Consider the following 12,505-nt stretch of genomic DNA (forward strand, 5'->3'; position numbering starts at 1 on the left):
AATTTGGGTGGTGGTCAGCTCCATTTGAACAGCTTGATGGCTGCAAAGGAGCCAACTGCTGACCAAAGGATCAAGAAGATAAGGCCAGCAATGCTGAACTGGCCGTGGATCAGGGCATCGCGCATGGCATCGCCCAGCGCTGCCGATGGCAGCGCATTCAGGGTTGGCTGGGCCCAATCAGGGGCCATGCTCAAGGGGTAGAGGACACCGCCGGCACCGGCCAGCACGATCCAGGCAAGGTTGGTGATCGCCAACGTCGCTTCAGGGCGGACGGTGCCGGCAATCAGCAGGCCTAGCGCGGTAAACGCGGCTGCGCCCAAGAGCAGGAAGAGTATAGCCGGAGCAATGCCCCAAGGGTTCGGATGCCAGTCCAGGAACAACAAGGAGACAGAGCAGATTAAGACGACCTGGATCAGCAGGACCGACAGCACGGCAATGACCTTGCCGAAAATCAGTCCGGTTTTCCCCAGCGGCGTAGTGGAGAACATGGTCAGCACGCCATAGCGGCGGTCAAATCCGGTGCCAATTCCCTGCCCGGTGAAAGCCGTCGAAATGACGCACAAGGCCAAGACGCCAGGAACGGCGGCATCAATGCTGCGGTCTGCGACATCCTTGACCAGATCGGTCAGGGTGAGCACGAAGAGCGCAATGAGCGGCATGACAACAGCGAGAATGAGCTGTTCGCCATTGCTGAGCATCTGGATGGATTCGTATTTACCCTGGTTCAGGATTCGGCGCAGTGGCGAGACAGCATTGGAGCGTGCCTGTGTTTGGCTCATGCCCTTCCCTCCTTCTGTGCGATTTCAAGGAAAACGTCTTCGAGGCTTCGTGACTGCAAGTTGAGCTCGGTTGGCAAAATGCCCTCCTGGAGCCACCAATGGGTTAGCCAGTTCAAGTGTTCGGGGGAGTTGACCCCGTCGAGCCGGTATTGGCCGGCTCCGGTCTCCTCCAGGTGCAATCCTGCCGGTGGTTCAGGTAGGCGCAGCCCTGCTGGGGCGGAGAAGGACACCGGGCGGGTGTCCTGGTCTTCGGCAGCGCGGGCCGTCAGCTCGGCCACAGTGCCTTGCGCCACGGTGCAGCCCTTGTCGATGATGTAGACGTAGTCGCTGAGGCGTTGCGCGTCATCCATGAGGTGGGTGGTGAGGATGATGGCCTTTCCTGCATCGCGAAGTTCGGCAATGAGGTCGAAGACTACCTGGCGGGACTGCGGATCCAGCCCAGCACTTGGTTCATCGAGGAAGAGCACTTCCGGATCTCCGGCCAGCGCCAGGGCCAAGGCGACGCGCTGCTTCTGGCCACCAGAGAGACGGCGGATCGTGCGGGTGCCAAATGATTCGAGATCCAACCGTGTGATCAACGCATCAATATCAATGGGCTTCTGATAGAGGGAAGCGACGTGTCTCAAGAGCGGAACCGGTCGCATTGAGGGTGGCAACCCTCCGTCTTGGAGCATGACTCCGACGCGGGAACGCAATTCGGGATTGTCGCCGAAGGGGTTCTGGCCCAGGAGTTCGACGGTTCCGCCTTCGGGCTGAAGCAGCCCCTGGGCACAAGCGAGGGTCGTGGATTTGCCGGCTCCGTTAGCTCCTAAAAGCGTGGTGACCTGACCCGGATAAGCTTTTAGAGACACCGACTCCAGGACTCGCAACATGCGATTGTCCAAGGCGGGGACTGGACCTAAATCTTTAGCCAGCTCGTTGATGACAAGGCTGGGAGTTACAGAAGACACTGAAACATTCTACGACATGTCGAACTGGCTGAGCTGAGTGTTTTGTCACCAACCCTCGAGTTCCGTTGAGGTGGGCGGGACAATGGGAGTGTCAGAGGTTCGATTCAAGTAACGCACTAGTCGGGCAAGCATGTCCTTAGTAAGTCCTTCCTTACTAGACCTAGAGCAAAAATTTACGCATGATTGTGTTGTGTATTCATCAAATTCAGAATCAGCTAGTGGCTCCACTGCCGCGACAGTTGGCGCAGTTGGGGATACCGAGGAGCGTACGCGCGACCGCGTCCTGTACGCAGTACTCGAGGACGGGCCGGTCAGTGCTGCCGAGCTTGGAAGCAAGCTGGGCTTCACGCCTGCTGCGGTCCGCCGTCACCTCGACGCGCTCTCAAAATCGGGACTCGTAGAGGTGAAACTGGTAGCCAACCAGAAAACCGGTGCTGGACGTCCGTCGCGTCGCTACGTGCTTTCGCACCGCGGGCAGACGAAGTTGGGCAACGATTACCTGGAGATTGCTTCCGACGCATTGAAGATGCTCGGCGATGCGGCCGGAGAGGACGCGATTCGCAAGTTTGCGCGTAACCGCTTCGCATCAATGGAAGACCGATACGCCAAGGCGCTGGTCGGCGTTGAAGGGCTGGAAGCACGAGCCGAGGTGCTGGGCAATTTGCTCAGTGCAGATGGATTCGTGGGATACACCCGAAAAGTGGATACCAAAGTGGCAACTGCCCTGATGCATAGCGTGCAGCTATGCCAGGGACACTGCCCGATACAAGACTTGGCACGAGAGTTTCCAGTGTTTTGCGACATGGAAACGGAAATGTTCGCCCGCTTGCTAGGCGTCGACGTCCGACGACTGTCGACCTTGGCCGGTGGAGGACACGTGTGCACGACCCACATCCCTGTGGGGCGTGAAAAGGCGCCAATGCGCGCTGAGAAAAGAACTCGAATTCAGTTCACGAAGCAGGAGAGGCCGCGATGACGGATCAGATTGCACAGGAGTCTGCCGACCCGGGTGTAATTTCCGAAATTCTGGAGAAGAACCCCGAACTCCACGGAATCGGCAATTACGAATACGGCTGGTCAGACAAGAACGACGCGGGTGCAAATGCGCGCCGTGGCGTCGACAAGGACGTAGTGGCGAATATTTCCGCCCTGAAGTCCGAGCCAGAATGGATGCTGGAGCGTCGCCAGAAGGCGCTGAAGTACTTCGATCGCAAGCCAATGCCTACCTGGGGTCCAGACCTCTCGGGTATTGATTTCGACAACATCAAGTACTTCGTGCGTTCCACCGAGAAGCAGGCGACCTCCTGGGAAGAACTTCCAGAAGACATCAAGAACACCTACGACAAGTTGGGTATTCCAGAGGCTGAAAAGCAGCGTCTGGTGTCTGGCGTTGCCGCCCAGTACGAGTCCGAGGTTGTTTACCACCAGCTGCGTGAAGACCTTGAAGCCCAGGGCGTCATCTTCCTTGACACCGACACTGGACTGAAGGAACACCCGGAGATCTTCCAGGAGTACTTCGGCTCGGTCATTCCAGCGGGCGACAACAAGTTCGCTTCGCTGAACACTGCCGTGTGGTCCGGCGGCTCGTTCGTGTACGTCCCGAAGGGCGTACACGTGGAGATCCCGCTGCAGGCTTACTTCCGCATCAACACGGAAAACATGGGCCAGTTCGAACGCACCCTGATCATCGCTGATGAGGGCTCCTACGTTCACTACATCGAGGGTTGCACCGCACCGATCTACCAGTCGGATTCGCTGCACTCTGCCGTTGTGGAAATCATCGTGAAGAAGGACGCCCGCGTTCGCTACACCACGATCCAGAACTGGTCGAACAACGTCTACAACCTGGTGACCAAGCGTGCCGTCTGCGAAGAAGGCGCCACCATGGAATGGGTCGATGGCAACATCGGCTCGAAGGTCACCATGAAGTACCCAGCCGTTTACCTCGTTGGCGAACGCGCCAAGGGTGAGACCCTGTCCATCGCCTTCGCCGGCGAGGGCCAGCACCAGGACACCGGATCCAAGATGGTCCACATCGCTCCGAACACCTCTTCGGCCATTGTGGCCAAGTCGGTGGCTCGTAACGGTGGCCGCTCGGCTTACCGCGGCCTGGTCCAGGTCCAGGAAGGCGCCAAGGGCACCAAGAACTCGGTGGTCTGCGACGCGTTGCTGGTCGACCAGATCTCGCGTTCGGATACCTACCCGTACATCGACGTCCGCGAGGACGACGTAACCATGGGCCACGAGGCGACCGTCTCGCGCGTTTCCGAAGAGCAGCTGTTCTACCTGATGTCCCGCGGCATGGCCGAGGACGAGGCCATGGCAATGATCGTGCGCGGCTTCGTTGAGCCAATCGCACGCGAGCTGCCTATGGAGTACGCGCTGGAACTGAACCGCCTTATTGAACTTCAGATGGAAGGATCGGTCGGCTAAGAATGTCGGAGACCACCACCCATATCCCAGCAGAGAAGGCGCGCATCGGCGCACCATCGATTCCTGGTTTCACCGAAGAGGGCGAAGACCTTTCGCCGATCAACGACAACGACAGCTCGCCGCTGGCCGGTGCCTCCACCAAGGCGCACAGCCACGGCGGCGGAGTTGGAGTTCCCGATTCATCGCGTGCCGGTCGACTGACCAGCACCAATGTAGATGACTTCGCCAAGCTGACCGGTCGTGAAGAGGACTGGCGCTTCACCCCGCTCAAGCGCCTGAAGGGCCTGCACAGCGATGACCTCACCGGCGCGGCTCCGAAGATAGAGCTCGCCGGCAACGGAATCGCCAAGCTGTCGGTTGTTCCGGCTGGCGACGCGCTGAACGGTGTTGCGCATACCCCGGATGACCGCGTGTCGGCCAACGCTTGGAAGTTCGCTTCCGAGACCCACGTTGTGACGATCCCGAAGAACGCCGAAGGTGCCAACGCAACCCTGCGCATCACCGGCGAGTCGCCGGCAGCGGCGGCTCAGCACCTCATCGTTGTTGCCGAGGAAAATTCCGAGGCTACTGTTGTGCTGGACCACGTCGGTTCGGCAGTGCTGGCACAGAACGTCGAGTTCGACGTCCAGGCCAACGCCCGCTTGACCGTGATCTCCCTGCAGGCTTGGGAAGATGACGCCGTTCACGCTTCCTCGCAGCAGGCGCTGGTAGCTGCTGGCGCTTCGTTCAAGCACATTGTTGTTTCCTTCGGTGGCGACCTGGTTCGCGTGAACCCGTCGGCTCGCTTCACCGGCGAACGCGCTGAGATCGAGCTCTACGGCTTGTACTTCGCAGATGCCGGCCAGCACCTGGAGCACCGCTTGTTCGTTGACCACGCTGTGGCCAACTGCAAGTCGAACGTGCTGTACAAGGGTGCGCTGCAGGGCAAGGACGCACACACCGTGTGGGTTGGCGATGTGCTGATCCAGAAGGCTGCTGTTGGTACCGACTCCTACGAAGCCAACCGCAACCTGGTTCTGACCGATGGCGCCCGCGCTGATTCGGTTCCGAACCTTGAAATCGAAACCGGTCTGATCGATGGTGCTGGCCACGCATCGACCACCGGCCGCTTCGACGATGAGCACCTCTTCTACCTGATGGCTCGCGGCATCGATGAAAAGACCGCACGCCGCTTGGTAGTTCGCGGATTCCTGAACGAAATCGTTCAGCAGATCGGCGATGAGGCTCTGCAGGAGCGACTGACCGACACCATCGAAGAAGAATTGGCTGCTACCGAGAACTAGGTAGTGCTCGCTTCACCAGCTTTTTAGCCTTAGCGCTTTTTAGAAAGAAACGGAACGACGTATGTCTACTCTGGAAATCAAGGACCTGCACGTCTCGATTGACACCGAGCAGGGCGAGAAGGAAATTCTCAAGGGTGTAACCCTGACCATCAAGACCGGCGAAACCCACGCAATCATGGGCCCTAACGGCTCGGGCAAGTCGACCTTGGCTTCGACCATCGCTGGCCACCCGCGCTACAACGTCACCTCCGGCTCCATCACCCTCGATGGTGAAGATGTCCTGGAGATGAGCGTCGACGAGCGCGCCAAGGCTGGCCTGTTCCTGGCTATGCAGTACCCGGTAGAGGTACCAGGCGTAACCATGACCAACTTCCTGCGTACCGCCAAGACCGCCATCGACGGCGAAGCTCCAAAGCTTCGTACTTGGACCAAGGACGTCAAGGAAGCTATGAGCAAGCTGAAGATCGATGCCGACTTCGCTGGCCGTAACGTCAACGAAGGCTTCTCCGGTGGCGAGAAGAAGCGCGTCGAGATCCTGCAGCTGGAACTGTTCAAGCCCAAGTTCGCAGTGCTGGACGAGACCGACTCCGGCCTGGACGTCGACGCTCTGAAGGTTGTCTCCGAGGGCGTTAACCGCGCACAGGACGAGAACGAAATGGGCACCCTGCTCATCACCCACTACACCCGCATCCTGCGCTACATCAAGCCAGAATTCGTGCACGTGTTCGTGGATGGCCGAGTTGCAGAACAGGGCGGCCCGGAACTGGCTGACCGTCTGGAAGAAGAAGGCTACGACCGTTACCTGAACGTCAAGGCCTAAGGTTACAATCATGAGCGAATCGACCGAACAGAGCACGGGAGCCGCTACGACTCCTCTGGAAGACGTTGAGGAAGCGCTCAAGGACGTCATTGACCCTGAACTGGGTGTCAATATTGTCGACCTGGGTTTGCTGTATGGCCTGAAGTACGCAGAAGACGGCGTACTCTTGCTGGACCTCACACTGACAACCGCCGCTTGCCCGCTCACCGATATTATCGAAGAGCAGGTCGGCCAGGCGCTGGAGAGCGTTGTGGACGACCACCGTTTGAACTGGGTCTGGATGCCGCCTTGGGGTCCAGAACGAATCACCGATGACGGTCGCGATCAGATGCGAGCCCTGGGCTTCAACATCTAATTTAGGCTGTTTCAAGCAGAACCGCTTGCTCCCTACGGGGGTGAGCGGTTCTGTTGGTTAACGCCCGAGGGGCCTGCATTCCTTCTGGTATCTCGTGGAAGAGCCGAAAGGGAAAGGGGTACCCGGGGCAGAATCGGGGAGCAGCGCATGTCCGAAGCCGCAAATGGTGCACATGAGAGCGCAACGTGGCCGATCGCAGAAATCGACGAAGCACCCAAGGACGTGAATGACCTCGAGCTGGGAGTCAACATTGTTGGCCTGGGCCTGCTTTACGGACGGTGTTTCGACGGCGATTCAGTCCTGGAAATCGACTTGACGTTGACGACGCCTGCCTGCCCGCTGACCGATCTACTCGAAGCGCAGATTGATGAAGTGCTGAAGAACCTTGTCGACGGCCGGAATCAGATGCAGGCCTTGGGGTTCAACATCTAGGCCAATGCCCCAAGGGCTCAATGCGGTACTGACTCGAAAGCAAACGCGCTTCCGGTGCCACCCGCGGCGGCCATGAGCGCGATCGCCCTTTGCCCAGGTATCCGAGCCTGGTTGGCCTGCCAGAACAGCCGAGTCGCAAGAATCGCGCCGCTAGCACCGTAGGGGTGTCCCAACGCCAAGGCCCCGCCACCTTGGTTCACCGTCACCTCGGTGATCCCTAGCTCATCGAGGCATGCCAGGGCCTGGACCGCAAAGGCTTCGTTGAACTCGATCAGTGGAGTGCTGGAAGCAGCAGCGGATGGCAGCAGGCCGATGAGCTTGCGGTACGCCGGTACCGCCGCCATGCCGAGAATGCTGGGATCGCAAGCACCTGAAGCAGAAGCAAGGTAGCGCATTGCGAAGGTTGGGTTCAGTCTCTGGCGCATTTGTTCGCTCACCAAGATTACCGCAGCTGCACCATCGTTAATCGGGCAGGAGTTTCCCGCAGTCACGGTGCCACCGGGTACGAATGCCGGCTTGAGCGCAGCGAGCTTGCGAAGTGTCAGTCCGGGCCTGGGGCAGGTGTCGGCCGCTACTTGCCCGTTGCTTGTATCCACGGTGACAAGCTCGCGATCAAAGAGTCCAGCCGCTTGAGCGCGCAGCGCACGCTGGTGGCTCTGCAATGCGAAAGAATCTTGCCGCTCTTGTGCAATGCCGTAGGACTGGGCAATATTCTCCGCAGCTTCGCCCATTTCGGGGTCCGGGTCTCGCTTTGGAGTGAATCGGGCACGCGAGTAGAGGCGCGGAGGCTGGATTACGGAGGTTTGCTTTTCAACCCGCCATGGCGCGGTACTCACCGACTCCACGCCACCGGCCACCACGACATGCGCTTCACCGCAACGTATCATCCGCGCAGCGGCGGCAATTGCGTCCAGTCCACTGGCACATTGGGCATCGATGCTGGTCGCGCTGACGGTCTTGGGCAGCACCGACGCCAAAGCAGACACTCGCGCTATATTTCCGCCCGGTCCCGCCGCATTGCCGGCAAATACGTGGTCTACATCCGCAGGGGAGATGCCGCTTCGATCTATTAGCGCGTTGATCACCCGAGCCAGCAGTTGGTCTGCGGTAATGCGGGAATACTCCTTGCCTGCTCTGACGATGGGCGTGCGTGCTGCATTGATAATGAAGGCGTCATTCATCTGAGCCAGTCGCTCCGTTCAATGTCCAGATCCTGGAAGTCCAAAGCCGAGGCATTCAATTTTCCGCTGAAGGTCTCGGGCCACGATCGCAAGTAGATGATTTGGTGCGGGATCTTGTACTGGGGCAAATGCTTCTGCAGGCCTGTGAGAAGAGCGGACGGATTGCGGGGTGGCGAAACCGTGTAGGCCAGCAACCTGGCTGGTGCGCTCGATGCATCGATCCGCACTACGGCATTGGCCAGCCCCTCGGCATTAAGCGCTGCGCCCACTTCGCCCGGGTGGATATTGTTTCCGTTGAGATTCATCATCCCGTCGTTGCGACGGGACAGGACGATGCGATTTGAACCCAGGAGCTTCGCCTGATCACCAATGCCGATTGCTGTGCCGCACCGAGCGATGACAGAGTCCGAGCTAAGGTCGTACCCCTTGGCGTTGAACGGGCTATCGATATAGAGCGAGCCAAAGCCTGAACCCGGCGTTGCCTCATGGGTGTGAGCCTGCACCCCGGGAAACAGCTGACCGTCGAAATAGGGAGTTCGCGGATGGTTGGCCAGTCGCTCGCGATACGCGATGAGGCTGTGCTCGCTGCTCCCGAAATATTCAACGCAGCGCGCCGACGGAGCCATCTGGTGAAGCGCTTGAACGGTCGCCTGGTCCAGGGATTCCCCGCCGCTGATGACCAATCGCAGGCTGGAGAACAGTGCCGGGTCATCCAGGGCCAGCACCTTGCCAAGAATTGTCGGTACGCTGACGATACGGGTGCAGCTGACGCGCGCCAGCAAAGACGCAACGCCCTTTTGATCCCATTTTCCGGAAGCCATGAAGGTGCCGCCAGTATGCAGGGACTCGACCATCGCGTAGAGGCCCAGACCGTGGGAAATGGGACTCGGGCAAAGAGTGGAATCCTCTGGCGAAGCGCCCAAAATCGTGGCGCCGGCACTCAGGGACGCTTCCCACGATGCAGCACTCCGGAGCACAGGCTTGGGACGCGATGAGCTTCCAGAAGTGCAAATGATCAGCAGGACTTCAGCGCAATGAGTCTTGGTCGCGGGCACAATGTATTCACCGGGCTCGGGTGGCTCGGGCGGCAAGGCGAATCTTGGGACGCCGGGCAAAGGCCGCGGAACCGTCGATTCAAGCACAAAATCGCATAGAAGAACTGCTGCCATGGAAGTGGCCAGATTTCCGGGCCAAGCAGGGTCAATCACCACCAATGTCTTGCCACTGCGCGCGATCGCATAAAAAGCGATGGCCATCTCAATCGGATCGCTGGTGTGCACAGCGATCCGATTGCCTGGAACGGATTCTAGCCGCTTGGCCAGAGCACCGCTTCTGCTGGCCAACTGCGCATAAGTCAGCCGGCTTTCAACCGTGAGCAGGGCAAGATGATCCGGTCGTTGATTGGCCCACCTTGCCAGTGCCTGCCACAGTTCCATCGAGCTACTTCATCAACCCGCGGTAGCTACGGTGCACGGTCAGGGCCACCAGGGTGGCGACTACGGCTTTGAGGACGTCCCCGGGCAGGAATCCGAGAGACCCCAGCAAGGATGTGCCCAGAGCAAGCCCGGTAACAGCAGCGGTCCACGGAACGCCAAACAGATAGATGACGACGATTCCGCCAAGGAGAGCCGAGGCCAGTCCGGACATGAATCGGGCGACCTTGTTTTCGTAGCGCAGAACCCAGTATTTGAAGAGGGCTCCAATAACGAGTGACCCGAAAATCCATCCAATGAGATATCCGCCGGTCGGCCCGAACAGGACTCCAAGCCCACCACGCCCACCAGCCAACAAGGGCAGCCCTGCCAAAGACAGGACTACGACAACCAGTGAGGCCAATGAACCTCGCCAAGGTCCCAATAAGGCGCCGGCCAGCATGACACCCAGGGTTTGCAGGGTAATGGGTACCGGGATGATCCCCAATGTAATAGGGGGAAGGAGCCCCATGGCCGCGATCATGGCGGCAAAGACTGCGACGTATACCGTATTGCGAGTTTGCGAAGTTGAGTCGGTGCGAGTTGGCATTGTGTTTCCTTGGAAGTGCGAGCGAGATGGAAGTAGCTGACGCGCTTAGCGTCGGTAAGGTGCTGAATCGTAGCCGCGGGCGTCTAACGCTTCGGCTGTCTCGTCAGCGATTTTTAGTGATCTGATAACTAATGGGACACTCACGGCCAACGGATTGTTGCCCAGACCCCGAGCATGCTGGGCTTCGCGAACTTCGAGGTATACCTTTTTCAATTCCGGAATGAACCGTATTGTCATGGACAATCCCAATGCGATTTGCGCTGGATTAGCTCCAAGGAATCGTAATGGAGAGGCAACCTGTTGGAAGAGCTCGAGCATCGCGTCAAAGCTTGTGGTGAGGCTGACGGCGTAGGCCATCAGGCACATGGTCAGCAGCCGCAGGACCGAGACCACGGCGTTGGCCCAATCGGTTTGCAGGGCGAGAAGAATGAAGACGATGCCGAGAATCATGGCCAATGAGAACAGTGGCATGCGCAGTTGCTTGAGGTCGACCCTAGCCGAAAGCAGCAGTATCGCACTGAGAATGAACAGGGGCAGCAAGACCTGCCACGAGCTAATCAAGTAAAGCCCGATGCTCAGAACCAGCAATGTTCCGAATTTCCATCCCGGCTTAACACGCGCTAGATACGAAGTATTCTTGGCCGCGATCATGCGTGGCTCCATTGGCGGTAATGGGCGATTGCTTCTTCCGGTCGGCCATCGAATGCGATAGCTCCGTCGGTGACCACGAGAACGCGGTCGAAATCTTCAAGTATTTCCAAATCGTGCGTCACCACAATTGCACGTTGCGCCAGCTTGGCTATTTCGCGTTGGAACGCGAGTCGATTGCGCAGATCCAGCATCGTAGTGGGTTCATCGAAAACAATGGTTCGTGGCCGCATGGCAAGGACGGAAGCGAGTGCGACCATTTGCTGCTCGCCGCCGGAAAGAGTGTGGCTTTCGCGATCTGCCAGATGCGAGATGTTGAGCTCTGCCAGTGTCTCATGCACGCGCAATTGGCGCTCTGCTTTGGGAATTTGCAAATTCTTCAGTCCGAACGCAATGTCTTCAGAGACCAGCGGCATGATGATTTGATTTGCTGGATTCTGGAAGACAAAACCAACATCGCGGCGGATCTGCTTTGCATGATTCCGAGTGTTCAGGTCGCCAACGTGCACGGATCCTTCAGTGGGCAAAACGAGGCCATTGATGAGCCGGGAGAGCGTACTCTTCCCAGCACCGTTTGCCCCGATAATGCCGATGCGCTGTTCGTTGAGAGTCAATCGCACATCTTTGAGGACATCGCGCTCTTCAAAGCGGACAGTGACATTCTCAAATCGAATTGGGGGTAGTTCCACGAGTGCTCCAGCGCAAGGTTCGTAGCTTGAACGGCGGGCTCCATGATCGGACAGCCATTCATGCTTGCGTTACAGATGACCGAAGAGCCATCGATTAAGAGCATACTTGATCACCGTTCAATTGTCTTGATCAGTGTTCAATAAATTCTTATGCAACGAAGAATTGTTCGTAGACCAAGCCCAGGGCCAAGAGGATCATTATGGTTCCGGAGCACATGGTTACGATGCGTGCCGCCATGGGCCGGGAGCGAAGCAGCACCCTGGCAGCCAATGCAACGGAGAAGTACACGAGGATCGATACCGCGAAATGAGTAAGCCCAAGAGCGCCGGTTTGCAGGGAGAGCGGAAGATCCAGGGATGAATCCAGGTACTGCGGGATGAGGGCCACATACAGCAGTAGTGCCTTGGGGTTAGTGCCGCTGGTGAGCAGGCCCTTGAGGAATTGGCCGCGTAGCGATCGATGACGGACCTTGTCCAACAGCGCGACGGTGCTATCGGTAGGTTCGGGATTGCTCCGAGGGTAATCGCCATCGAGTGCTTCAATTTCGGAGGTAGATGGAGCATTGGCATCAAAGAACCTGGCGTTCCTGCAGGAACGCAGGGTCGCAATGCCTAGCCACAGCAGATAGACCGATCCGGCTGCCGTGAGCCAGAGGAGAAGTGACGGGGAACTCGCGACCAGGGCCGCAATTCCGCACACCAGCAATGCAGTATGAACCAGGTATCCCGAGAGCAATCCCCATACGGCTGGGCGATAGCTGGTTTTGCCCAGTGCAGAGGAAATGATGTACGCCCAGTCGGCGCCGGGCGTGCACGCCAACGTCACCGATACCAAGAGGAACCCGGTGAACTGCGAGAGATCCATTGCTTCTCCAAATCTAGAAACCTGTGCTCTGATAACAGTAAGGAAAAA

Annotated in this window: 14 protein-coding genes; 6 read left to right on the top strand and 8 right to left on the bottom strand. The window is 58.4% G+C overall.

Features of this window, described 5'->3' with window-relative positions; genetic code table 11:
- Window positions 1–14 precede the first annotated feature (14 nt).
- Complete coding sequence (locus AC1Z36_RS10580) at window positions 15–779, bottom strand: ABC transporter permease (RefSeq protein ID WP_332486804.1); 765 nt, start codon at window positions 777–779, stop codon at window positions 15–17.
- Window positions 776–1,729, bottom strand: coding sequence for an ABC transporter ATP-binding protein (locus AC1Z36_RS10585; RefSeq protein WP_133834196.1), 954 nt, complete (start codon window positions 1,727–1,729; stop codon window positions 776–778). The genes AC1Z36_RS10580 and AC1Z36_RS10585 overlap by 4 nt, the downstream gene beginning before the upstream one ends.
- A gap of 130 nt (window positions 1,730–1,859) precedes the next feature.
- Here AC1Z36_RS10585 and AC1Z36_RS10590 point away from each other — a divergent pair, with 130 nt between their 5' ends.
- The 6 genes from AC1Z36_RS10590 to AC1Z36_RS10615 all read left to right on the top strand — a co-directional run bounded on the left by AC1Z36_RS10590 (window position 1,860) and on the right by AC1Z36_RS10615 (window position 7,052).
- Window positions 1,860–2,705, top strand: a complete 846-nt coding sequence (locus AC1Z36_RS10590; protein WP_286134094.1) for a helix-turn-helix transcriptional regulator — start codon at window positions 1,860–1,862, stop codon at window positions 2,703–2,705.
- Window positions 2,702–4,162 carry a Fe-S cluster assembly protein SufB gene (gene sufB / locus AC1Z36_RS10595; protein ID WP_133834195.1) on the top strand — a complete coding sequence of 487 codons (1,461 nt, stop codon included), beginning with the start codon at window positions 2,702–2,704 and terminating at the stop codon, window positions 4,160–4,162. The genes AC1Z36_RS10590 and sufB overlap by 4 nt, the downstream gene beginning before the upstream one ends.
- Window positions 4,163–4,164: 2 nt before the next feature.
- Window positions 4,165–5,445: a Fe-S cluster assembly protein SufD gene (sufD, locus tag AC1Z36_RS10600; RefSeq protein ID WP_105656645.1), complete on the top strand. Its 1,281-nt coding sequence runs from the start codon at window positions 4,165–4,167 to the stop codon at window positions 5,443–5,445.
- Between the two features lie 61 nt (window positions 5,446–5,506).
- Complete coding sequence (gene sufC / locus AC1Z36_RS10605; protein ID WP_105656644.1) at window positions 5,507–6,265, top strand: Fe-S cluster assembly ATPase SufC; 759 nt, start codon at window positions 5,507–5,509, stop codon at window positions 6,263–6,265.
- Window positions 6,266–6,275: 10 nt separating this feature from the next.
- A complete protein-coding gene (locus tag AC1Z36_RS10610; RefSeq protein ID WP_105656643.1) occupies window positions 6,276–6,620 on the top strand; it encodes a metal-sulfur cluster assembly factor in 345 nt (114 codons plus the stop codon).
- 147 nt (window positions 6,621–6,767) lie between these two features.
- A complete protein-coding gene (locus AC1Z36_RS10615) occupies window positions 6,768–7,052 on the top strand; it encodes a metal-sulfur cluster assembly factor (protein WP_105656642.1) in 285 nt (94 codons plus the stop codon).
- A gap of 17 nt (window positions 7,053–7,069) precedes the next feature.
- On the opposite strand, the gene AC1Z36_RS10620 is transcribed toward AC1Z36_RS10615, so the two are convergent.
- From AC1Z36_RS10620 to AC1Z36_RS10645, 6 genes are all read right to left on the bottom strand, one after another.
- Complete coding sequence (locus tag AC1Z36_RS10620) at window positions 7,070–8,233, bottom strand: thiolase family protein (protein ID WP_105656641.1); 1,164 nt, start codon at window positions 8,231–8,233, stop codon at window positions 7,070–7,072.
- Window positions 8,230–9,669 carry a class I adenylate-forming enzyme family protein gene (locus AC1Z36_RS10625; RefSeq protein ID WP_105656640.1) on the bottom strand — a complete coding sequence of 480 codons (1,440 nt, stop codon included), beginning with the start codon at window positions 9,667–9,669 and terminating at the stop codon, window positions 8,230–8,232. The genes AC1Z36_RS10620 and AC1Z36_RS10625 overlap by 4 nt, the downstream gene beginning before the upstream one ends.
- A 4-nt stretch (window positions 9,670–9,673) precedes the next feature.
- On the bottom strand, window positions 9,674–10,255 hold the full coding sequence (locus tag AC1Z36_RS10630; protein WP_105656639.1) for a biotin transporter BioY: 582 nt from the start codon (window positions 10,253–10,255) through the stop codon (window positions 9,674–9,676).
- A gap of 45 nt (window positions 10,256–10,300) precedes the next feature.
- Window positions 10,301–10,906 carry an energy-coupling factor transporter transmembrane component T family protein gene (locus AC1Z36_RS10635; RefSeq protein WP_166650789.1) on the bottom strand — a complete coding sequence of 202 codons (606 nt, stop codon included), beginning with the start codon at window positions 10,904–10,906 and terminating at the stop codon, window positions 10,301–10,303.
- Window positions 10,903–11,592: an energy-coupling factor ABC transporter ATP-binding protein gene (locus tag AC1Z36_RS10640; protein WP_105656637.1), complete on the bottom strand. Its 690-nt coding sequence runs from the start codon at window positions 11,590–11,592 to the stop codon at window positions 10,903–10,905. Before AC1Z36_RS10640 ends, AC1Z36_RS10635 begins: the two co-directional genes overlap by 4 nt.
- A gap of 148 nt (window positions 11,593–11,740) precedes the next feature.
- The gene (locus AC1Z36_RS10645) at window positions 11,741–12,457 is read right to left on the bottom strand and encodes a LysE family translocator (RefSeq protein ID WP_105661450.1); all 717 of its coding nucleotides are present in this window, start codon (window positions 12,455–12,457) and stop codon (window positions 11,741–11,743) included.
- Between the last annotated feature and the right edge of the window lie 48 nt (window positions 12,458–12,505).

The sequence above is a fragment of the Glutamicibacter sp. BS14 genome, from assembly GCF_056934375.1.